Annotated in this window: 23 protein-coding genes; 13 read left to right on the top strand and 10 right to left on the bottom strand. The window is 65.9% G+C overall.

Features of this window, described 5'->3' with window-relative positions; genetic code table 11:
* Positions 1-9: 9 nt before the first annotated feature.
* Positions 10-513: a (2Fe-2S)-binding protein gene (locus tag EV675_RS05105; protein ID WP_130356297.1), complete on the bottom strand. Its 504-nt coding sequence runs from the start codon at positions 511-513 to the stop codon at positions 10-12.
* 199 nt (positions 514-712) lie between these two features.
* Here EV675_RS05105 and EV675_RS05100 point away from each other — a divergent pair, with 199 nt between their 5' ends.
* The 5 genes from EV675_RS05100 to EV675_RS05080 are packed head-to-tail and all read left to right on the top strand — an operon-like array spanning position 713 to position 4672.
* Complete coding sequence (locus EV675_RS05100; RefSeq protein WP_165404438.1) at positions 713-1684, top strand: dipeptidase; 972 nt, start codon at positions 713-715, stop codon at positions 1682-1684.
* Between the two features lie 16 nt (positions 1685-1700).
* Complete coding sequence (locus EV675_RS05095) at positions 1701-2465, top strand: RraA family protein (RefSeq protein WP_130356295.1); 765 nt, start codon at positions 1701-1703, stop codon at positions 2463-2465.
* A complete protein-coding gene (locus tag EV675_RS05090; RefSeq protein ID WP_130356294.1) occupies positions 2462-2827 on the top strand; it encodes an NIPSNAP family protein in 366 nt (121 codons plus the stop codon). Before EV675_RS05095 ends, EV675_RS05090 begins: the two co-directional genes overlap by 4 nt.
* Before the next feature lie 46 nt (positions 2828-2873).
* Entirely contained in the window at positions 2874-3851 is a 978-nt protein-coding gene (locus EV675_RS05085; RefSeq protein WP_130356293.1) for a Bug family tripartite tricarboxylate transporter substrate binding protein, read from the top strand.
* A gap of 29 nt (positions 3852-3880) precedes the next feature.
* Positions 3881-4672 carry an IclR family transcriptional regulator gene (locus EV675_RS05080; RefSeq protein ID WP_165404437.1) on the top strand — a complete coding sequence of 264 codons (792 nt, stop codon included), beginning with the start codon at positions 3881-3883 and terminating at the stop codon, positions 4670-4672.
* Positions 4673-4684: 12 nt separating this feature from the next.
* Here EV675_RS05080 and EV675_RS05075 read toward each other — a convergent pair whose 3' ends face one another.
* Both EV675_RS05075 and EV675_RS05070 read right to left on the bottom strand, forming a co-directional pair.
* On the bottom strand, positions 4685-5413 hold the full coding sequence (locus EV675_RS05075; RefSeq protein ID WP_130356291.1) for an ABC transporter substrate-binding protein: 729 nt from the start codon (positions 5411-5413) through the stop codon (positions 4685-4687).
* A gap of 44 nt (positions 5414-5457) precedes the next feature.
* Positions 5458-6105, bottom strand: coding sequence for a GntR family transcriptional regulator (locus EV675_RS05070; protein WP_130356290.1), 648 nt, complete (start codon positions 6103-6105; stop codon positions 5458-5460).
* Between the two features lie 328 nt (positions 6106-6433).
* On the opposite strand from EV675_RS05070, the gene EV675_RS05065 reads away from it, so the two are divergent.
* The 3 genes from EV675_RS05065 to EV675_RS05055 are packed head-to-tail and all read left to right on the top strand — an operon-like array spanning position 6434 to position 8972.
* Positions 6434-7360 carry a fumarylacetoacetate hydrolase family protein gene (locus EV675_RS05065; RefSeq protein ID WP_242621338.1) on the top strand — a complete coding sequence of 309 codons (927 nt, stop codon included), beginning with the start codon at positions 6434-6436 and terminating at the stop codon, positions 7358-7360.
* A 14-nt stretch (positions 7361-7374) separates the two neighbouring features.
* On the top strand, positions 7375-7959 hold the full coding sequence (locus EV675_RS05060) for a VOC family protein (RefSeq protein WP_278044755.1): 585 nt from the start codon (positions 7375-7377) through the stop codon (positions 7957-7959).
* On the top strand, positions 7956-8972 hold the full coding sequence (locus EV675_RS05055; protein WP_242621337.1) for a Bug family tripartite tricarboxylate transporter substrate binding protein: 1017 nt from the start codon (positions 7956-7958) through the stop codon (positions 8970-8972). Before EV675_RS05060 ends, EV675_RS05055 begins: the two co-directional genes overlap by 4 nt.
* Positions 8973-9019: 47 nt before the next feature.
* Here EV675_RS05055 and EV675_RS05050 read toward each other — a convergent pair whose 3' ends face one another.
* The 4 genes from EV675_RS05050 to EV675_RS05035 form a co-directional block, all read right to left on the bottom strand.
* Entirely contained in the window at positions 9020-9967 is a 948-nt protein-coding gene (locus EV675_RS05050) for a Bug family tripartite tricarboxylate transporter substrate binding protein (RefSeq protein WP_165404436.1), read from the bottom strand.
* Positions 9968-10034: 67 nt separating this feature from the next.
* Positions 10035-11021: a Bug family tripartite tricarboxylate transporter substrate binding protein gene (locus EV675_RS05045; RefSeq protein ID WP_130356287.1), complete on the bottom strand. Its 987-nt coding sequence runs from the start codon at positions 11019-11021 to the stop codon at positions 10035-10037.
* Between the two features lie 21 nt (positions 11022-11042).
* On the bottom strand, positions 11043-12131 hold the full coding sequence (locus tag EV675_RS05040) for a mandelate racemase/muconate lactonizing enzyme family protein (protein ID WP_130356286.1): 1089 nt from the start codon (positions 12129-12131) through the stop codon (positions 11043-11045).
* Entirely contained in the window at positions 12121-12990 is an 870-nt protein-coding gene (locus tag EV675_RS05035; RefSeq protein WP_207221912.1) for a TauD/TfdA dioxygenase family protein, read from the bottom strand. The genes EV675_RS05040 and EV675_RS05035 overlap by 11 nt, the downstream gene beginning before the upstream one ends.
* 89 nt (positions 12991-13079) lie before the next feature.
* Here EV675_RS05035 and EV675_RS05030 point away from each other — a divergent pair, with 89 nt between their 5' ends.
* From EV675_RS05030 to EV675_RS05015, 4 genes are all read left to right on the top strand, one after another.
* Positions 13080-13994, top strand: coding sequence for a LysR family transcriptional regulator (locus EV675_RS05030; RefSeq protein WP_130356284.1), 915 nt, complete (start codon positions 13080-13082; stop codon positions 13992-13994).
* Positions 13995-14119: 125 nt separating this feature from the next.
* Positions 14120-14905 carry an enoyl-CoA hydratase/isomerase family protein gene (locus tag EV675_RS05025; protein WP_130356283.1) on the top strand — a complete coding sequence of 262 codons (786 nt, stop codon included), beginning with the start codon at positions 14120-14122 and terminating at the stop codon, positions 14903-14905.
* A 12-nt stretch (positions 14906-14917) separates the two neighbouring features.
* Positions 14918-16117, top strand: coding sequence for a CaiB/BaiF CoA transferase family protein (locus EV675_RS05020; RefSeq protein WP_130356282.1), 1200 nt, complete (start codon positions 14918-14920; stop codon positions 16115-16117).
* A gap of 51 nt (positions 16118-16168) precedes the next feature.
* The gene (locus tag EV675_RS05015; RefSeq protein WP_130356281.1) at positions 16169-17137 is read left to right on the top strand and encodes a Bug family tripartite tricarboxylate transporter substrate binding protein; all 969 of its coding nucleotides are present in this window, start codon (positions 16169-16171) and stop codon (positions 17135-17137) included.
* A 34-nt stretch (positions 17138-17171) separates the two neighbouring features.
* Here EV675_RS05015 and EV675_RS05010 read toward each other — a convergent pair whose 3' ends face one another.
* Positions 17172-17945, bottom strand: coding sequence for an IclR family transcriptional regulator (locus tag EV675_RS05010; protein ID WP_130356280.1), 774 nt, complete (start codon positions 17943-17945; stop codon positions 17172-17174).
* A 53-nt stretch (positions 17946-17998) separates the two neighbouring features.
* On the opposite strand from EV675_RS05010, the gene EV675_RS05005 reads away from it, so the two are divergent.
* Positions 17999-18925, top strand: coding sequence for a fumarylacetoacetate hydrolase family protein (locus tag EV675_RS05005; protein ID WP_130356279.1), 927 nt, complete (start codon positions 17999-18001; stop codon positions 18923-18925).
* A 27-nt stretch (positions 18926-18952) separates the two neighbouring features.
* Here the strand turns inward: EV675_RS05005 and EV675_RS05000 are convergent, their stop codons facing one another.
* Positions 18953-19204 carry a hypothetical protein gene (locus tag EV675_RS05000; RefSeq protein ID WP_130356278.1) on the bottom strand — a complete coding sequence of 84 codons (252 nt, stop codon included), beginning with the start codon at positions 19202-19204 and terminating at the stop codon, positions 18953-18955.
* A gap of 137 nt (positions 19205-19341) precedes the next feature.
* Positions 19342-20379 carry a virulence RhuM family protein gene (locus tag EV675_RS04995; RefSeq protein ID WP_130356277.1) on the bottom strand — a complete coding sequence of 346 codons (1038 nt, stop codon included), beginning with the start codon at positions 20377-20379 and terminating at the stop codon, positions 19342-19344.
* Positions 20380-20390: the final 11 nt, after the last annotated feature.

Genomic DNA, 20390 nt, shown 5'->3' with positions numbered 1-20390 from the left:
CCGCCTCCGCTACGCGATGCCGCGGCGCGCCTGCCGCACCGCCGCCAGGATGTTCTTGTAGGCGCCGCAGCGGCAAAGGTTGCCGCTCATGGCCTCCCGGACGTCGGCGTCCGACTCGCCGCAGGGCTCGCCCAGCAGCGCCACCGCCGACATGATCTGGCCCGCCGTGCAATATCCGCACTGGTAGGCGTCCTGTTCCAGGAAGGCGGCCTGTACCGGATGCAGCTGGCCATCCCCGGCCAGCCCTTCCACCGTCGTCACCTCCCGGTCCTCGAGCGTGGCCGCCAGCACCAGGCAGGCGTTGACCCGGCGGCCGTCCACGTGGACGGTACAGGCGCCGCACTGCCCGTGGTCGCAGCCTTTCTTGGTGCCGGTCAGGGCCAGGTGTTCGCGCAGACAATCGAGCAGGGTGGTGCGGGGGTCCAGGCGCAGTTCGTGGCGCGCGCCATTGACGGTCAGGCCCACTTTCGTCGACAGGAACATGGCGGGCTGCGAGGCGGGGGTAGGGCACATGGCGATCTCCGGTAGACCGGTCGCCGCAGCAACTGCCGTTCCCGGCCCCGGCTCCGGGCGAGGGGCGGCGATTTCCACGTTTCGTGCTTTTGGTCCGCATACCGGACCATCAATCTCGACACATGAATCCGTGGAAAAGAAAATCCTGCTCTCGCCGGTCCACATTACGGACCAGCAATCACCAGGAAGACCACCGAGCATGATCAAGGTATTCGACTTGCTGAACGGCGCGCGCATGACCGCCGCCTACGCCGAGGCCAGCCTGGCCCACGGCGTGGAAGCCGTCCACATCACGCTGAACAATTTTCGCGGCATCAATCCCATTCCCGACCTGCGCCATTCGCTGAATCAACTGGCGGACTACCGCGCGCATCTGGCCACCCTGTCGGACCTGGTCCAGGTGGTCGAGGACGGCGACGGCTTCGAGCGCGCCCGCCAGGCGGGCAAGCTGGGCATCGTGCTGGGCTACCAGAACGTGCCGGGCGTGGAGCGCGACCTGAAACTGATGGAACTCTTCCACGCGCTGGGCGTGCGCGTGATCCAGGTCGCGCACAACATCCGCAACCTGTACGGCGACGGCTGCGCCGAGCCGGCCGACGCCGGCCTGTCCTCGCTCGGCCGCGAGCTGGTGGGCGTGCTGAACGACCTGGGCATCGTCATCGACCTGTCGCACGTGGGCGACCGCAGCGGCCTGGACGTGCTGGCCATCTCGCGCCATCCGGTGGCGGTGACGCATGCCAACGCCTACGCCCTGTGCCCCAACGCCCGCAACAAGAGCGACGCCCTGCTGGACGCGCTCAAGGCCAACGGCGGCGTGCTGGGCATCACCTATCTGCCGCCGCTGGTGCGCATGCCGGGCGAGACCCCGGGCGTGCAGGACGTGGTGGCGCACATCCGCTATGCCGTCGACCGCATCGGCGTCGCGCACGTGGGCATAGGCTCGGACTTCATCACCGACCAGCCGGCCGAGCGCTACCAGGAATTCATGCGCAAGCCCGAGGTCTACGGGACCTGGCCGTGGCGCTACCCCATCGACGGCCTGCAGGCCCAGCAGGACATGCTGGCCGGCCTGGCGGACATCGGCCTGGCACGCCGGGACATCGACGCCATCGCCCGCGACAACTTCCTGCGGCTCTTCCGCATCGTGATGGCGGGCACGCCCGCCGCCTGACCCCCAAGGACACCCCATGACCAGCAAGACTCCCCTGGGCAAGCTGCCCGCCGCCGTCTTCGGCGATCTCGACATCCCCCGCTATCCGCAATCCGTCATCGACGCCTTCCTCGCCCTGGAGGACCTGACCGGCACCGTGTCCGACGCCATGGACGAGCTGGGCCTGTGCAGCGTGGTGCCGGGCTGCGACCTGCCGCCCACCCTGCCCGGACGCCGCATGGCCGGCCCGGCGCTCACCCTGCGCAACGTCGAGCAGCGCGACGACGCCTACAAGGGCGCCAAGGACCGCATCTCGAAGATGGCCGAGATCGAGGCCCACAACCTGGCCGAACCCGGCGACGTGCTCGTGATCGAAGGCGTGCCCGGCATCTCCAACATGGGCGGGCTGTCGGCCGCCATCGCCAAGCGCCAGGGCGAGGCGGGCGCCGTCATCGACGGCGCCATCCGCGACGTGGAGCAGTCGCGCTCGCAGGACTTCCCGATCTGGTCGCGCGGCGTCAGTTCCATCACGGGCAAGTGGCGGCTGGAGACCGTCGCCATCAACGGCATCGTGCACATACGCGGCGTGCAGGTGCGGCCCGGCGACCTGGTGGTGGCCGACGAAGGCGCCATCTGCTTCATCCCGCGCGAAGCCGTCGAGACGGTGCTCAAGCGCGCCCAGGAAATCGGCGAAGGCGAGGCCCGCCGCTACCGCGACATCCAGGACGGCATGCCCATTCCCGAACTGGCCAGGCGCACCCACGTCTACAAGTTCAGCCAGGACCAGCGGGAGGCGACATGATCGTCGAACAGCGGCTCTATACCTATCATCCGGGCAACCTCGACGCCTTCGTCGCGCTGTACAGGAAGGAAGGCATGGCGGCGCAGATGCGCCACCTGCCGGCGCTGCTGGGCTACTACGTGAGCGAGATCGGCGCCCTGAACCAGACCGTCACGCAGTGGGGCTACCGCAGCCTGCAACAGCGCATGGACTGCCGCGAGGCGCTGTTCGCCGACCCGGACTGGAAGGCCTTCCTGGCCCAGGCCAGGCCGCTGATGCTGGCGCAGGAATGCCGCATCCTCAAGCCGGCGCCCTTCTTCCGCGAACGCCTGGCCCACCTCATCGACGACGCGCGCGGCCTGGACCTGTCCGGCCAACCCTGACGCGCGGCCACATGGGCCGCGACAGGCCCGCACAACGGAGACACTCATGATCAAACCCCTGATCCACCTGGCGGCCGCCTTCGCGCTGGCCGCCACCGCCACCCTGCCGGTCCGCGCGGCCGACTTCCCCACCCGCCCCGTGCGGCTGCTGGTGCCATTCTCGCCGGGCGGCGGCATCGACCAGCTGGCCCGCATCGCCGCGGTGAAGATGGCCGAGGACCTCAAGCAACAGGTCGTCGTGGAGAACATGGCCGGCGCTGGCGGCGCCATCGCCGCCAAGACCGTGGCCAACGCCGCGCCGGACGGCTACACCCTGATCTTCAATTCCTCGTCCGCCGTCGCCACCGGCCTGCTGGGCAAGGAACGGCTGGGCTTCGACCCCGTCAAGGACTTCGCGCCCGTGTCCCTGGTCGCCCAGTTCCCGCTGGTCATGGTCGTCAATTCCAAGGTGCCGGCCAGGAACATGAAGGAGTTCGTCGAACTGCTCAAGAAGAATCCCGACAAATACAACTATGGGTCTTCCGGCAACGGCACCGCCATCCACCTGGCCTCCGAACTGTTCAAGACCCTGGCCGGCGTCAACATGCAGCACGTGCCCTACAAGGGCACGGCGGCGGCCATGCAGGACCTGCTGGGCGGACGCATCCACATGATGCTGGACGGCGTGCCGCCGCAGATCGGCAACATCCACGAAGGACGGGTGCGGGCGCTGGGCGTGACCACCACCGAGCGTTCGGCCATGCTGCCCGACGTGCCCACCGTGGCCGAAGCCGTGCCCGGCTACGCGTTCCCGTTCTGGGTCGCGATCTACGCGCCGGCGGGCACGCCCAAGCCCGTCCTGGACCGCCTGGCCGCGGCCGTCTCGGCCGCCGCGAAAGACCCGCAGTCGCGCCAGCGGTTCAAGGATGCGGGGTCCGAGGCCGTCGGTTCCACGCCCGCGGAACTGGCCGCGTTCTGGAAGCAGCAGATCGACCTGTACAGCGGCATCGTCAGCAAGACCGGCATCAAGCTCGACGGCGAGTGACGGCCAACCTGCATGCTACGATGCGCGCCATGAACCGTCCCGACACCAGCGGCGCGCAGACCGTGGACCGGGCCGTCGCGGTGCTGCGGCTCCTGGCGTCGGCCGGCGAATCCGGCCTGCGCCTGATCGATCTCCAGCATGCCTCCGGCCTGTCCAAACCCACCGTCCACCGGCTGCTGACGTCACTGTTGCAGCATGGCCTGGTCGAACAGGACGAGGACACCCGGCGCTACCGCCTGGGCATGGAGATGGCAGTGCTGGGCTGGTCCGTCTCCAGCGGCCGCGCCGACCTGCGCCAGCTATGCGGGCCCGACATGCAGGCACTGGCCGACGAAACCGGCGACACCGCCTTCCTGGCCGTGCGCTCGGGCTACGACACCGTCTGCATCGAACGCAAGATGGGCCCCTATCCCATCAAGGCCTTCACCGTCGACGTCGGCACGCGCCGACCGCTGGGCGTGGGGGCGGGCGGCATCATCATGATCGCGGCCCTGCCCGAGGACGAGGCGGAACTGGTGTTCGAATCGATACGCGAACCGCTGCGCGCCTATCCCAACGTGTCCGAACCGTCGCTGCGGGCCGCCGTCGCGCGGGCACGCGAGGACGGCTATGCGCTGAGCGACGGCCTGGTCATGACCGGCGTGCGCGGCCTCGCGGTGCGGGTGTCGGATGCGCACGGCGCCCCCATGGCGGCGCTGAGCCTGAGCGCGGTGCAGGACCGCATAAGACCCGAGCGGGTGCCGGCGCTGGTCAAGGCGCTGGAAGAAAGAAGAAAGCGGATCGAACGCAGCCTGGCGGGACCGGGGCGGCGCCTGCGGTAGCCGGCGCGGACCTTATGTCGATGGCACCGCCGCGCCGGTGATCTGGTGGCGCGCCAGCGCCTCCTGGACGAACCCCGACACCTTCATTTCCTCGACGAAGGCGCGCAGGTAATCGGCGGCGGCCTCGCCCCGCGACTTGGGCACGCCCATCGCCTGCCGGATCAGCATGAAATGGCCCGGCAGCAGATGCACACCGCCCAGCCGCGCGGCGTCGGCCTCGAGCTGTTGGCGCACGCCCGCCGCCACGTCGGCGCCGCTTTCCAGGAACACGTCGACCACCGCCGGCGACGTCGGCGCGCGCTCGATGCTGGCCTGCTGCAGGCTGCGGCTCAGGTAGAGATCGTAGGCGCTGCCCTTGCCGACCGTGACGCGCACGCCCGGCCGGTCCACATCCGCATGGGCGGCGATGGGCGAGCCGTCGCGCACCAGGTAGGCTCCTTCGATCACCACGTAGGCATCGGTGAACGAGATGAGCTCGCCGCGCGTGGGATCGATGGCGAAGAAACCGATGTCGGCCTGCTCGGCTGCCACCGCCTCGACCGACTCGCCGGCCGACGGAAAGACCACCAGTTCCAACCCCACGCCCAGCCGCCTGGCCAGTTCCCGCGCCAGGTCTACCGACACGCCGCGCGCGCCGTGCCGGTCGTCGCGGCTGGCAAGAATGGGATTGCCGACGTTGATGGACGCGCGCAGGACCTGCTTGGGCGTGAAGGCGGCGCGGAGGGCTTCGGTAGGCTGCATGGTGGGTCTGTTCCTTCGGTAGGCCGGCGCGCGAGTGGAAGCCGCTAGCCGGCGCGTTGGGCCTCGATCTGCTCCATCACATGGAGCGTCAGCCGGGTGGTGTGGCTGCGCATGGCCAGGTAGGCCTGCTCGGGCTGCCCGGCCAGCACCGCTTCCACGATTTTCTCGTGTTCGCGGTGGGAAGTCTCGAAGCGGCGCTCGACGCCGCTTTGCGCGGCGCGGACCGGTGCCAGCCGGTCGCGCAGGTTTTCCACCTGCGCGACCAGGGTCTGGTTCTGCGTGCCCTGGCAGATGAGCTGGTGAAAGCGCGCATTGAGCCTGAGATAGGCGTCGGCATCGCCACGCTCGGACACCTGCTGGGTTTCCTCGTGCAGCAGTTCGAGCTGGCGGCGCTGCATCGCGCTCATGCGCTGGGTGGCGATGCGGCAGCACAGCGACTCCAGTTCGCACAGCGCCTCGAGCATGTCGGCAAGCTGTTCGGCGCTGACGTTGGCCACCACGCCGCCCCGGCGCGGCACCAGTTCGATCAGGCCACGGGCGTTGAGCAGGCGCAGCGCCTCGCGGATGGGCGTACGCGAGACCTGGAAGCGCTCGGCCAGCGAGGGCTCCTCGAGCTTTTCGCCCGGGGCCAGGGTACCCGCGATGATCTCGTCAGCCAGCGACTGGCTGATCCGAGCGGCAATGGTGGTCACGAAAGCGTCCTTCTAGATGGGCCATCGAATGCCCCCGGATTATACGCGGGCACCCCTGGCACCATGAACATGAATGGCATGTAGATATGCGTACCTATCGTCATTGAACACATTAAGACGATTCTGCATACAAGAAAATTCCGCATCAGCCCCTCTGGGAAAATTTCTTCAAGTCTTTCCCTGGCACACACATCACAAAAAAATTATCTCAAACCGATTGACATGTATACACGATGCACTTAAAGTATTCCAAACAAGGAGCGGAAATGGGTGGCTACACCGGCCCCGCCCTTCCTGGATTCAACACGGACAGCAACAAGGAGATCCCGTGAACTGGCACGGTCTGGCGACTTATCAGCGCAACGGCAACAAGCATCCTGGCCTGGTGGTCAACGACACCCTGTACGACCTGGCTCAATTGGCAAAGGCCTGCGACGTGGACCCGGCCCGCGTGGCGGGGGGCATCGACGCACTGATCGCGGATTGGGCCGGCAGCGGCCCGCTGGTCGCCACGTTGGCCGATCGCGCCGCCCAGCTCGCCGCAAGCGGCCGGCTCGCCGCGGTGGAAGGCGCCACCTACGCCGTTCCCTACCAGCCCCGCCGCATCTTCGCGACGGCGTCCAACTTCTACGAACACGCCGACGAGATGGGCACCAAGCTGGCGGCGCGCAGCGAAAGCCAGCCCTACATCTTCATGAAGGCCGAGACCAGCGTGGTCGCTACCGGCGAGAACGTCCAGATGCCGCCCGAAACCAGCCGGCTCGACTGGGAAGTGGAACTGGGCGTGGTCATCGGCAAGACCTGCCGCCACGTGTCGGTCGACGACGCGCTGTCGGCCATCGCCGCCTATACCGTCTTCAACGACATCAGCGCGCGCGACCTCAACCGCCGTACCGACTACCCCTTCACCCACGACTGGTTCCGCGGCAAGAGCTTCGACACCTTCGGCCCCATGGGCCCGTGGCTGGTGCCGGCGGGCTGCATCGGCGATCCCCAGCAGCTGCGCATGTCGCTGGCGGTCAACGGCGAAACCATGCAGGACGGCAGCACCTCGGAAATGATCTTCTCGGTGGCCGAGCAGATCGCCTACCTGTCGCGCATCCTGACCCTGCATCCCGGCGACTTCATCGCCACCGGTACACCCGACGGCGTGGGCATGGGACGCGGCATGTACCTGAAGGCGGGGGACAGAATGGTGGCTCACATCGAGAACATCGGCACGATCGAGAACACCGTCGTGCAGGAAAGCCGATAGGCAAGGAGGCAAACGTGACATCCACCGACCAGCAACCGGTCGCTCCCATCCGCACGCGCAAGCTGGGCCACCTGGTCCTGATGGTGCGCGACCTGGAAGCCTCCACGCGTTTCTATACCGAGGTCATGGGCCTGCGCGTGTCCGACCGCATCGGCGACCAGATGGTTTTCCTGCGGGCGGGCGAAGACCACCACGACCTGGCCCTGTCGCGCATCCCCGACGACGCCCCCGATCGCGACGAGCTGCCGCGCTATACGCGCCCCGGCCTCGAACACTTCTCGTACTACGTGGAATCGGTCGAGGAAATGCGCCGCGCCGTGGACGTGGCCCGCCAGCTGGGCGTGACCATCGAACGCGGCATCGGCCAGCACGGCCCCGGCGCGAACTGGTTCCTGGTGTTCAAGGACCCGGACGGCAACAACGTCGAAATCTATACCGACATGGACCAGATCCCGGTGGACGCCGACCACCAGCCGCAGACCTGGGAACGCAACCTGGAATCGTTCGACCGGCACCGCCTCGCCCACTTCGTCGTCCAGCCGCCCGCCGCGGTGCTGGCGGCCAAGGACGGCAAGAAGGAAACAGGAAAAAAACAATGACAACCGATGAAGGAGACAACACCATGATCCCCCTCCAGCAATGGCTGCGCCGCATTCCCCTGAGCCTCGCGGCGGCCGCGATCGTCGCGGGACCCGCCGCCGCCCTGGCCGCCGACGCCTGGCCCAGCCGGCCGGTCACCATCGTGGTGCCGTTCGCCCCGGGCGGCAACACCGACATGATGGCCCGCATGATGGCCGAGCGCATGGGCAAGGTCTTCGGCAAACCCTTCATCGTCGACAACAAGGGCGGCGCGGCCGGCACCATCGCCGCCGAGCAGGTCGCGCGCGCCCAGCCCGACGGCTACACGCTGTTCATGGCGACCATGACGCAGATCGTCACCGCGCCCATGACCAACAAGATCCGCTACGACCCGATCCGCGATCTTGCTCCCATCGTCAACGTGGGCGGCAACCCCTTCGTGCTGGCGGTCAATCCCCAGCGCAACTTCCGCACCGTGACCGACCTCGTCAACTATGCCAAGGCCAATCCCGGCAAGCTGAACGTGGGCCACGGCGGCAACGGCACGCTGACCCACCTGTCGGCGCTGCTGTTCCTGAGCCGCGTCGGAGTAACGGCCACCACCGTTCCCTACCGCGGCGGCGCGCCGGCCCTGGCCGACGTGCTGGCCGGACAGATCGACATGTACAGCGCCAGCGTCTCGGAAGTCATGTCCTACGCCAAGACGCCCGAGAAGCTCACGCTGCTGGCGGTCTCCAGCGACAAGCGCCTGCCGCAGCTGCCTTCGGTGCCCACCATCGCGGAAACCTACCCGGGCCACGAGGTCGATACCTGGAACGGGCTGATGGGTCCGGCCGGCATGCCCGCGGACGTGGTCGCCAAGCTGGCCGAGGAAGGCCGCAAGATGATCAACGAACCGTCCTTCCGCGCGCAGCTCGAGAACGCCGGCATCACGCCGCTGGGTGAAATGCCCGACGTGTTCGCCGCCCGCATCAAGGCCGAGACGGCCAAGTGGAAGCCGGTGATCCAGGCGGCGGGAATCGAGCCGCAGTAATAGCCTCCGGCCGTCGCGGGTAGCTGCCCGCGGCGGCCGGGACGCGCTCAGTCGCCCGTAAACCCCGACTCTTTCACGATGTTCACCCAGCGCGCATGATCCTGAGCGAGAAACCGGGCGAAATCATCGAGCTCCATCGGCGAGACAAGACTGCCTTGTTCATTGATGGACGTCGCGATCTTCGGTTGCGCCATGACGGCGACGAGGGCCTTGCTCAGTTTCTGGCGAACCTCGACCGGCGTTCCGGCCGGTGCCAGGACGCCAACCCAGGTCTTGATGTCGAAGTCGGCGATCCCCTGTTCTTCCAGTGTCGGCACATCGGGCAGCATGGGAATGCGTTTGTCGGTGGCCATGCCGAGTACCTTCAGACGACCGTCCCTGAGATAGGGCCCCAGGGGAATAGGATTCGAGAAGGTCACGTGGATGCGCCCGGCGGCCACTTCTGAAATCGATTGGGATCCCCCCTGGTAAGGGATATGAATCCACTTCGATCCCGTTTTCTTGGCCAGGAATGCTCCAAGCAGGTGTTGCACGGATCCAGGCCCCGTAGACGAATAATTGACCACCCCGGGGTGCTCATGGCTGTAACGGACCAACTCCGGGACCGACCTTGCCGGAAGGCCCAATCCTGCAGCCAGCACATAAGGGGTCTCGGTCACGCGCGCAACAGGGGAGAAATCGGAAATACGAAACGGTGTCTTGCCGTCGACGATCGGGCTCAGCACCGCGTTGGCGCCGCTCAACAGCAGCGTATGGCCATCGGGCCTGGCCTTGGCGACATAGTGGGACCCTATCGTTCCCGCGGCTCCCGGCTTGTTGACGACGATGACGTTCTGGCCGAGCCTGCCCGTCAGATCGGCCGCCAGCATCCGCGCCAGGGTGTCGATGCCGCCCCCCGCAGGATATGCGACCACCAGTTCGATCTGGCGACTCGGATAGACCTCCGCCGCGGCAAGAACCGGAGGTGTTCCCGCCGCTATCACCATCAGAGTCATGCACACGCTTCTACGTCTTGTCATCGATCATCTCCTCCACTCGGCCTCGGATCATCACCACCCGCCGTCATTGTTTCAACGAAACTCCCGCCGCCTCGACAACGCGTTTCCACTTGCCGACGTCCTGTTGCATCCATTGCCTGAACGCTTCCGGTGACCGGGAAGGCGAAACTTCGATGTACATCTGGACAAGCGATTGTTGGACATCCTTGTTCGCCAGCATCTCGTTCAACCTGGCATGAAACAGAGCGACGACCGAGTCCGGCGTGCCCTTGGGGGCGAACAACCCCCACCATGACCGGCTGACCAATTGGGGGTATCCCAGCTCGCTCAGCGTCGGCACCTCCTGGAACATACGCTGCCGCTCTGCCGACGACTGGGCCAGAGCGCGCACCTTTCCACCCTGCAAGGCGGCTTTCACCGCTGGCGGCGTGACGAACATGATGTCGATGCGCCCCCCGACGAGATCCGTCAGCGCGGGACCGCTTCCCTTGTACGGCACGTGCAGCCCAGGTACTCCAAGCTCGTCCAGCAACGCGAACCCATCGAGATGCTGCGACAGCCCGACGCCGGGCGATCCATACTTGACGGGCTCATGCCTGCCTGCCGCTTGCTTCAGGCTGTCCAACGTCTGGTAACGCGAAGACGCACTGGCCACCAGCACATTCGACGATGTGCCGATGCGGCCCAGGGCAGCGAAATCCTCGACTCCGTCATAGGGCTTGGGATGCGTGACCAACGGCACGATGACGTTCGAAGAGTTGTGTCCGAGCAGGATCGTGTAACCATCGGGCTTCGCTCGCATCAGCTGTTGCACGCCGATCATGCCGGACGCGCCCGCGCGATTCTCGACGACGAGATTCACGTGCATCAGATCGCCAAGCTTCTCCGCGACCAGCCGGCCGATGAGATCGGTCCCGCTCCCCGCCGGTCCCGGCACGATCAGCGTAATCGGCCTATTGGGGAAGTCCGGTGCGGCCATGCCGGCCGCTGGCATCAGCACCACCGCGGCCAGCATGGCCTTGGCAGCGGCATGACGAACTCGTGCTTTCATATTTTCTCCTCCCGTCGGCACTCAATCTGCGTGACGCTCTTTGACCGTGTAGTGTTGCAACGCATCAAGATCCAACTGTGGCCAGTAACCTCCAGGCAGTGAAATGGCCCCTTGGTCCAGTCGCATTTCGTTCACGAAGACCGAGCGGCTCGCCTTCATGAATCCGTTCATTTCCCCGGCATTGCGTATCACGGCCGCGGCAACGCATGCCTCCATCCAGCAGCCCAGATCAATGGAGACACCGTCCCCGAGCACGGGGATCAAACCACGCTCCTTGACGAGGTCGATCGCATGCAACAGCATGTCGATCCCGCCGATCTTCTTGAGCTTGAGCTTGACGTGCGTCACACCCGGCACCGCCGCGGCCAGATCGATGTCCGGCAAGCCATAGATCGACTCATCCAGCATGAACGGCACACGGCATACCGCGGCAACCGCCGCGTTGTCTTCCCAATCATGAGCGCCGCATGGTTGCTCGAACAGCTCGATGCCCGCCGGATCCAGCGACGAAGCGAAGGTCTTACCCGCTTCGCGACTGAAACCCCGGTTGGCATCCAGGCGCAACAAAGCCCGCCCGGCGACCAGTTGCTGAATCACGCCCACGCGCCCCAGGTCGCCGCTGGCGTCGAATCCAACCTTGACCTTGAAGGTCCGATATCCTTCTTCGATACGCCTGTCGATCTCTTCAGCCAACGCTCCCTTGTCGTCCGACTGCAATGGCACCAGCAGCGGAATCATCCGCGACGAGGCATCGGCCAGCACGGGGTGGCGCCCAAGCATGTCCAATGCGGACAGCAGCGCGCTGGCCGCCCCCGGGCTGTTGGCCACCTCCTTGGCGATCTGCCCGATCGCGGATCGAATCGACAGGCCACGCAGCGCGCGGCCATGCGCCACCACGAAATCCCACGCGCCTTCGCGGGTTTCATCGGTGTAGCCGGGAGAAATCAGCGCTTCCCCCCACCCGGTGCGGCCGTCCGAATCTCGAACCTCTACAACAATGGGATCGAACGCGCGTATCGTGCGCGACGAGACGACGTACGGCCGAACCAGCGGGACATTGAGATACCGCAGAACGACGCGGTCGATTCTTGCCTCGCCTTCAGGCACCATGGACCACTCCACCACGGATCTGCGTCCGTATCATCAGGCGGCGGCTCGTCGCGGGAAACGCATCACGGCGATGCATGCTGCAACGGTTATCCCACATGACGACGTCCCCGAGCTGCCACTCCTGTTTCCATGTCCATGCCGGATCGATCGCCGCAGCCCAGAGGCGGTCCAGCAGGTCTTCACTCTTCTCCAGGGAAAGACCGGGAATGTAGGCATTCGGGCGACGACCCAGCAGCAAACAGCGCCGCTGCGTTTCCGGGATGAGGCGTACCAATGGATGGACGGCCCCGACCACCCTGCGCGGGTCGCTCACCTCCTTGAAGCCGATGCGCAGATCCCCCGCGCTGGTCCGGCTGGCGTCGTGGATGCACGTCCGGTCCTCGATCTCGTCCCTTACCTCTTGCGGCAGCGCTTCGTAGGCGGCATACATGTTGGCAAAGTAGGTGCAGCCACCTTCCGCCGGTATTTCGAGCGCATGCAACGCGGCGCCCTTGGGCGGCGACGTGACATACGTCATGTCCGCGTGCCAGACGGCTTCGCCATCTCCCAGACCGCCGATGGCCACGCCATCCACCTTGATGTTCGAAATCGTCGTGATTTCGGGATGATCCACGCCTGGGCCCTGCCTGACCGCCCTGGCCGCGATGGGCCGGGCATCGAGCTCCCCGAAATTCCGGGAAAACGCGATCAGCTGCTCGGCCGACATCGGATCCTGTCCCCTGAAGCGCAGTACCAGGTGACGACTCCAGGCCGACTGGATAAGGGCGATGTCCTCGGGCGGCAATGGACGGGAAAAATCCACGCCCTTGACCTCGGCCCCTATGCATTTTCCGAGCGGTTCGATGGTGATGTTGTTCACGACTGTCTTCCTCCTGTCGATCACCAACGATACGCCTCAATACATGTGTGATTTATAATAAGTGTCTAGTAATTCGTATTCATTTTTGTATGAATATCGCACGCAGAAAGTTCTCTTTCACTGAGATGGAAGTGTTTCTCGCCGTAGTGCGAGAGCTGAATTTCAGCCGCGCCGCCGAGCACTGTTGCACCACTCAACCCGCGCTGAGCGTGATGATTCGGGAACTCGAACGCAAGGCGGGCGCGCCTCTGCTCTTGCGCAGCACCCGCCGGATGAGCCTGACGCCGGCGGGCGAGCAGTTCCACCTCGCTTGTCGGCGGATACTGGACCAGTACGACGACGGCATATCCCAGTTCCAGAATTTCGTCGCCGGCCATGCCGGTACGCTGGTCGTTGCCGCCTCGCCATCGATCATGGCGGGGGTTCTACCCAAGGTATTGCAACGGTTGAACCGGCTCCATCCGGATATCAAGATCGAGGTCCGCGAGCGCTTGCACGAGGAGTGTCTGCGCCTGGTGCGAGAAAAGGATGCGCATTGCGCGATCACTGCCTACAAACGAGAAGCGGACGATCTCGACCAGCAACACCTTTGCCGCGATCGATTGGTGTTGATATGTCCCGCCACGCATGAGCTGGCGGCATACAAGCAGGTGAAATGGCAGGACGTCGTGCGCTATCCGCAGGTTTCATTGCCCGCGGACAGCAGTATCAGGCAGATCATCGAGATCGAATTCATCAAGCGAAAGCTGAAGTTCCAGCCACTGGACGAGGTGGAGCGCTTTACGTCCCTGCTTGCCCTGGTTGCTTCCCAACGAGGGATAGGCGTGCTGCCCGGCTCGCTGATCGAACAACTGAGTTATCGGAATCTGCGGTTTCTTCCCATCGTAGACATGACGGCTGTACGCAGCATTTGCCTGATCACTGCGCGCGGCCACTTGCTGCCGCCGGCCCTGGAGCACTTCCGGGCAGTGTGCCTGGACGAACTCGCCACGGACCCGCCCTGAATTGCAGCATGATGTTTTTTACATATGTGAAATCGCTTTCACACTAGTGAAAGTAGCGTCCACCCCGTGTTCCCCGTCGAGATAATCCGCCGCACCCGATACACGCGGCCACGACAGGAGACACCATGCCCCAGCACATCAGGATCGACCGACAAGGCCCCATCTGGCGGGTCGTCATCGATCGCCCCGACGCCAAGAACGCCCACGATCTCCAGACCTTCCAGGAACTGGTCGCCGCCTTCGACGAGGTCGAGGCCGACCCGGCTTGCCGCTGCGCCATCCTGACCGGCGCCGGCGACATCTTCAGCGCCGGCCAGGACCTGCGTTTCACCGCCCAGGCGGATCCCCAGGCCATCGACGCCTACGGCCGCTGGAACGTCGCCGCCCGGCAGCGCATCCAGCGCAACGCCAAGCCGGTGGTCGCCGCGGTGAACGGCCCGGCCATCGGCGGCGGCGTCTATCTGGCCACGTCCTGCGACCTGGTGGTCGCCGTCGACACCGCCTTCCTGCAGATGCGCGAGATCCAGGCCGGCAACCACAGTGGCGGCGCCTTCCTGTTCACCATTGGCCGCGCCCGTTCGCTGGAGCTGTCGCTGCTGGGCGGGCGCCTGCCCGCGCCGCAGGCGCTGGAATGGGGCCTGATCAATCGCTGCGTGCCGGCGGCGGACTTCGATGCCACCGTGAACGAACTGGCGACCGCGCTGGCCGAGCTGCCGCCGCTGGCCATCCGCTACACCAAGAGCGCGACCAACCTGCTGCTGGACATGGCCGGTTTCAGCAACCACATGGAGGCCGGCGCGCCGATGCAGCGCTACCTGGGCCTGACGCCCGACGGCCGCGAGGCCAAGCGCGCCTTCAACGAACGCCGCAAGCCGGTCTTCACCGGGCAATTCCCCCGCGTCGCCGAGTAGGAGAACCCGACCGTGCCTCAACCCTTGCAAGGCTGCCGGGTCGTCGACTTCACGCACGTGCTGTCCGGCCCCATCGCCACCAACTTCCTGCGCCTGCTCGGCGCCGAGGTCATCAAGATCGAATCGGCCGCCGGCGACACCATGCGCAACTACGGCGGCATCCAGTATGCCGACGGCATGGGCCCGTCGTTCGCGTCGGTCAACTCGGGCAAGAAGTCCATCGTGCTCGATCTCAAGCGCGCCGCCGACGTGGCGGTCGCGCGCGAGCTGATCGCCGGCGCCGACGTGGTGACCGAGAATTTCCGGCCCGGCGTCATGGACCGCCTGGGCCTGGGCTACGAGGCCTGCAAGGCCCTGAACCCGCGCATCGTGTTCTGCTCGATCTCCGGTTACGGCCAGCGTGGCGAGGTCCGCCACCAGCCCGCGATCGACCAGATCATCCAGAGCACCTCGGGCATGATGAGCCTGAGCGGCGAGCCGGGCACCCCGCCCATCCGCATCGGCTATCCGGCGGTCGACACCTATTCGGGCCTGCTGGCCGCCTTCGCCATCGTCTCGGCCCTGCTGCAACGCGGCCGCGACGGCCAGGCGCAGCAAGTGGACGTGGCCATGTACGACGCCGCGCTGGTGCTGATGATCTCGATGGCCGGCCCGCACCTGCTGACCGGCAAACGACCCGCCAAGCAGGGCAACCGCGGCTACAGCATGTCGCCCACCGCCGATACCTTCCCGACCGCGTCCGGACACCTGACGCTGGGCGCGGTCCGCCAGGACCAGTTCGAGCGGCTGTGCCGCGTGATCGAGCGCGAGGACCTGATCGCCGACCCGCGCTTCCAGGACCGCGGCACGCGGGTCGCCCACGGCGAGGCCTTGCAGCACGAGGTTAGCCAGGCCCTGGCCGGCCGCGGCGCCGCCGAGTGGGCGGGTCTGCTCAATGCGGCCGGCGTACCGGCCGGCGAAGTGCGCGAGCTGCCCGAAGCGCTGGCTCAGCCGCACCTGGACGACCGGCAACTGCTGCTGTCCATCCCGGCGGGCGCCCAGACGCTGCGCGTGCTGAACGCCGGCTTCCGCTACGAACACGATGGCCCGGGCCTGGACGCGCCGCCGCCGGCGCTGGGCCAGCACACGGCGGAGATCCTGGCCGGCCTGGGCCGCACGCCCGAACAGATCGCCGCCTTCCTGCATCGCGAGGATGCCCAGGCGGAATCGTGACCCCCCCCGGGGTACGAACCCGAGTACGACAATAGCCCAAGGAGACAACCCATGAAGATCATGCATCTTGCCGGCGCCCTGTGCGCACTGGCCCTCTCGGCCCCGGCCGCGCAGGCGCGCGACGCCGCCTATCCCTCCCAGCCGATCCGCCTGATCGTGCCCTTCGCGCCCGGCAGCACCAGCGACACCTCGGGCCGCGTCATCGCGCAGCAGCTCGCCAGCCGGCTGGGCCAGGCGGTTACCGTGGACAACATGCCCGGGGCCGATGGCCGCATCGGCATCATGGCCGCCAAGAACGCACCGGCCGACGGCTACACCCTGGTGCTGGGAAGCTGGACCAACCTGTCGGTCAACCCCATTCTCGTCAAGGACCTGCCCTACGACCCGCTCAAGGACTTCAAGCCCATCTCGGGCGTCACCCGCAGCATGCTGGGCATCGCCGTGCCGGCCAATTCGCCGTACAAGACGCTGGCCGACCTCGTCGCCGCGGCCAAGGCGCAGCCCGAGAAACTGAACTTCGGCAACTTCGCCTGGGGCTACCGCCTGGCCACCGAGTGGTTCGCCAGCATCGCCGGCGTCCGCTTCACCCCCATCTCGTACAAGTCGACCAGCCAGATGAACACCGACCTGATCGGCGGACAGATCGACGTGGCGATGGACGGCGTCGCCTCGCTGGCGCCATCGGCCAAGGCCGCCAAGCTGCGCATCCTCGCGGTCACCGGCGAAAAGCGCCACGTCGAATTTCCGGACGTACCCACCATCCGCGAAAGCGGCTATCCCGACTACAGCATCTATGGCTGGTCGGCCTTGATGGCGCGCACGGAAGTCAGCGACGCGATCACGCGGCGCCTGGCCGACACCATGAAGGAAGTGCTCGACTCCAAGCCGATCCAGGAGTTCGCCGAAAAGGGCGGCTCCGAACTTCTCAAGCGCGATCCCGAGCAGATGCGCGCCTTCAACGTCAAGGAAATCGCAACGCTGCGCACGGTTGCCGACAAGGCCGGGCTGGCCGCGCAATGAGCATGGCCGGACCGGTGCGGCCCGCGCGCCTTGCTCAGTGCCCGAACTTGTCCGGCAAGGCCTCCATATGCTTGCGATGAAGTTCCACCACCCGCTGCAGCGCCTTCAGGAAATCGAGCTTCTTGGCGCGCAGCGCCACGAGGCTCGCGCCTATGCCCAGGGCCATCGGCGGCTGGTGGGCCGGCGCGGCCAGCAGCGTCGTGATGATGCCGGCCCCCGGCGTCGACACCCCTTCGCTGTAGGCATAGCCGCTTTCGCGGTACTGCTGGATGCGCTTGCCCAGTTCCGCCATCGACACCCGGTGTTCCGGCAATTCGTGCGCGTTGATCTGGTTGACCAGCGCCCACAGCTCGGAAGGCGGCTTGAGCGACAGCAGCACGGTGCCCATGGCCGACCGCAGCAGCGGCCGCAGCGTGCCCGGCGCCACGTCGCGCCGGTGCAGGGCATCCGGGCCACGCACCACGTGGATGTACTGCACGTGGTGGCCGCTTTGTATGCCCAGCGTGGGCGTGCCGCCGGTTTCCTCGCGCATCTGGTACATCAGGCGGGCGATCGTACCGTCAGCCATCAGCGCATCGTTGACCCAGATGCCCAGCAGCGCCGCCTTCACCGTCGGCACGAAGGTCCGCTCGCTGGACGAGTGATCGAGATAGCCCATCTCGCTCAGCGTGCGCAGCAGGGCCAGGGTGCTCGAGGCCGGATAGTCCAGCGCCGCCGCGATCTCGCTCAGTGTCGCGGGCGCCTTGCGCCGCGCGAAGAATTCCAGAATCTCTATGGCCCGTTGGGCCGACTTGACCTTGGGCGCCATCTCCCTGCCTCCACCGTTGCGCCTACCCGCTTTCTTTCAGCCAGGAACAAACCATGAAACTCGCCACCATTGAACTCGGCGGCCGCCCGCTGCCCGCACTCTTCCTGGACGACGGCCGCATCTGCGACCTCCAGGCCTTCGCCCAGGCCGCCCCGCCCGCCACGCTACCCTTCCCGTGGCCCGAGACCGGCCGCCTGACCATGATCGACCTGGCCGCCGGCGGCGCCGCCACCTGGGCCTGGTGCCGCGACATCGCCGCCGTCGCCGACGCCCACCTGGTTTCGCCCGGCAGCTACCGCCTGCTGGCGCCCATCCCGCGTCCACCCAAGAACATCTTCTGCCTGGGCCGCAATTATAGGGAGCACATCCAGGAAGATAACGCCTCGCGCAATCTCGATACCCAGGAGCCCGAGCATCCGCAGTTCTTCACCAAGCCCTGGACCGCCATCGTGCCGCACGAGGGCGCCATCCGCTACGACCAGCGCGTGACCCGCCGCCTGGACTACGAGGTCGAACTCGCCGTCGTCATCGGCCAGGGCGGCCGCGACATCGCCGAAGCCGACGCGCCCGGCCACGTCTTCGGCTACACCATTCTCAACGACATCAGCGCCCGCGACCTGCAGAAGCGCCACGACCAATGGTTCAAGGGCAAGGCCATCGACGGCAGTTGCCCCTTCGGCCCCTGGATCGTCTCGCCCGAAGCGGTGGGCGATCCCCATGCGCTGCGCATCGCGCTCAAGGTCAACGGCGAACAGCGCCAGGACGCCAGCACCGGCGCGATGATCTTCTCCATCCCGCGCACCATCGCATCGCTGTCCTCGGGGCTGACCCTGGAGCCGGGCGACGTGATCGCCACCGGTACGCCCTCGGGCGTCGGCTATGCGATGAACCCGCGCCAGTGGCTCAAGGACGGAGACGTGATCGAGTGCGAGATCGAGAAGATCGGGAAGTTGGTGAACCGGGTGGAGGAGGTGCGGTAGCGCGAGGCGGCCGACGGGACCTGCGCCTTACCCGCGGCGCGCCCACCACCACAGCCCCCAGGCCGCCAGCGCCGGGATGCCGAACAGCGCCACGTGGATGGGCAGTTCCTCGGCCAGGGTATAGCCGTGGGACAAGCCGGTACGCAGGTTCCAGGCCGACACGCCCAGCCAGGCCAGCGTGAAGAGGCTCGCGGTCCGGGTGCGATGCGGCGAGGGGGTCAGGCGCAGCAACGCGATGGCCAGGATCAGTCCGACGGCGATGAGGATCAGGGTGCGCATGGGGGCCTCAATGGGGATGGTTCAGCATAAGGGGGGCGACCCGGCGGATAAACCCTTGGAGTCTGAGCAAATTATCCAGGATCGCGATCCAATCCGCCTTCATGCCCTCATAGTAGAGCCGCCGATCCAGATAACCATCACGTCTGCGTGCCAGTCCCACGCCGGCTATTGATCTGTTTCTCCACCTGCTCCAATTCACTCATGTCGAGGCGATCGGCCTCGAGCGCTTCGGCTTGACGCCGCGCGGCATCAAAGACTTCATAACGCTCATGCACGATGGTCGTCATGGCCCGATGGCTCATGCGGCCAGCCCCTTGCAGCACAGCCTGCTCGTTGAAGGCCATGAAGCTGTCCACGTAGGTCCGCCAGTCAGCCATGCGCAAGTCCTTGCGCTGTATGGCGCGCAGTTCGGCGAAGTCCAGAAACATGCTGACGATACGGTTGAGCCGATTCAATTCGTCGGCATTCAGGTAGTTTTTGGCCACCGTCACGTCACCCTTACGGACGCGCCCGCCCTTCCAGGAGGTAAGTGCCATATTGGACTGAGTTGGGTCGGCACGCTGTACGACCAGCTCAGCAGCCGTATGGCCTGTCACGGCAAAGAACATCTTGTTCTGTACCTCGGCGAAAAAAAGGCCGGTAGCCTGTCCATCGTCGGCGTAGTCCGTCGAGAGCGCGAATAGATCACGCACCTTTTGATAGAAGCGCTTTTCCGACGACCGTATGTCGCGGATGCGCTGCAACAACTCGTCGAAATAGTCCCAGCGATCCCCACCTTTCAGGCGCTCGTCGTCCATGACGAAGCCCTTGATCAGGTATTCCTTGAGGTGTGTGGTGGCCCACTGCCGGAACTGGGTCCCGCGCGGTGACTTCACGCGGTAGCCAATGGCCAAGATCATGTCCAGGTTGTAGAGCTTGACGATGCGACGAACCTGTCGCGCACCCTCGGTTTGAACTATTAAGTCATCTTTAACAGTTCGAACTTCGGCTAACTCACCTTCATCCAGGACGTTTCTGATGTGAATATTGATGTTTGGAACAGACGTCTGGAAAAGATCGGCCAGTTCGGACTGACTGAGCCAGACGCTGCCGCCCTCGGCACGCAGGAAGAACCGAGCGGAACCATCCTCCGTGGCGTAAAGCACTAGCTCGGCGCGCGGAGGAGACTCACTCATGACCCAGATCC

The sequence above is a fragment of the Pigmentiphaga kullae genome (genome assembly GCF_004216695.1).
In the GTDB taxonomy this organism is placed as follows: Bacteria; Pseudomonadota; Gammaproteobacteria; order Burkholderiales; family Burkholderiaceae_B; genus Pigmentiphaga; species Pigmentiphaga kullae.
Note: the sequence above shows the minus strand (reverse complement) of the source record. Positions and strands in the feature narration are given on the sequence as shown.

What these genes read in the sequence shown, in the direction of transcription:
- EV675_RS05105 (WP_130356297.1), bottom strand. Translation starts at nt 513, where the DNA reads ATGTGCCCTACCCCCGCCTCGCAGCCCGCCATGTTCCTGTCGACGAAA.
- EV675_RS05100 (WP_165404438.1), top strand. Translation starts at nt 713, where the DNA reads ATGATCAAGGTATTCGACTTGCTGAACGGCGCGCGCATGACCGCCGCC.
- EV675_RS05095 (WP_130356295.1), top strand. Translation starts at nt 1,701, where the DNA reads ATGACCAGCAAGACTCCCCTGGGCAAGCTGCCCGCCGCCGTCTTCGGC.
- EV675_RS05090 (WP_130356294.1), top strand. Translation starts at nt 2,462, where the DNA reads ATGATCGTCGAACAGCGGCTCTATACCTATCATCCGGGCAACCTCGAC.
- EV675_RS05085 (WP_130356293.1), top strand. Translation starts at nt 2,874, where the DNA reads ATGATCAAACCCCTGATCCACCTGGCGGCCGCCTTCGCGCTGGCCGCC.
- EV675_RS05080 (WP_165404437.1), top strand. Translation starts at nt 3,881, where the DNA reads ATGAACCGTCCCGACACCAGCGGCGCGCAGACCGTGGACCGGGCCGTC.
- EV675_RS05075 (WP_130356291.1), bottom strand. Translation starts at nt 5,413, where the DNA reads ATGCAGCCTACCGAAGCCCTCCGCGCCGCCTTCACGCCCAAGCAGGTC.
- EV675_RS05055 (WP_242621337.1), top strand. Translation starts at nt 7,956, where the DNA reads ATGACAACCGATGAAGGAGACAACACCATGATCCCCCTCCAGCAATGG.
- EV675_RS05050 (WP_165404436.1), bottom strand. Translation starts at nt 9,967, where the DNA reads ATGACTCTGATGGTGATAGCGGCGGGAACACCTCCGGTTCTTGCCGCG.
- EV675_RS05045 (WP_130356287.1), bottom strand. Translation starts at nt 11,021, where the DNA reads ATGAAAGCACGAGTTCGTCATGCCGCTGCCAAGGCCATGCTGGCCGCG.
- EV675_RS05040 (WP_130356286.1), bottom strand. Translation starts at nt 12,131, where the DNA reads ATGGTGCCTGAAGGCGAGGCAAGAATCGACCGCGTCGTTCTGCGGTAT.
- EV675_RS05030 (WP_130356284.1), top strand. Translation starts at nt 13,080, where the DNA reads ATGAATATCGCACGCAGAAAGTTCTCTTTCACTGAGATGGAAGTGTTT.
- EV675_RS05025 (WP_130356283.1), top strand. Translation starts at nt 14,120, where the DNA reads ATGCCCCAGCACATCAGGATCGACCGACAAGGCCCCATCTGGCGGGTC.
- EV675_RS05015 (WP_130356281.1), top strand. Translation starts at nt 16,169, where the DNA reads ATGAAGATCATGCATCTTGCCGGCGCCCTGTGCGCACTGGCCCTCTCG.
- EV675_RS05010 (WP_130356280.1), bottom strand. Translation starts at nt 17,945, where the DNA reads ATGGCGCCCAAGGTCAAGTCGGCCCAACGGGCCATAGAGATTCTGGAA.
- EV675_RS05005 (WP_130356279.1), top strand. Translation starts at nt 17,999, where the DNA reads ATGAAACTCGCCACCATTGAACTCGGCGGCCGCCCGCTGCCCGCACTC.
- EV675_RS05000 (WP_130356278.1), bottom strand. Translation starts at nt 19,204, where the DNA reads ATGCGCACCCTGATCCTCATCGCCGTCGGACTGATCCTGGCCATCGCG.
- EV675_RS04995 (WP_130356277.1), bottom strand. Translation starts at nt 20,379, where the DNA reads ATGAGTGAGTCTCCTCCGCGCGCCGAGCTAGTGCTTTACGCCACGGAG.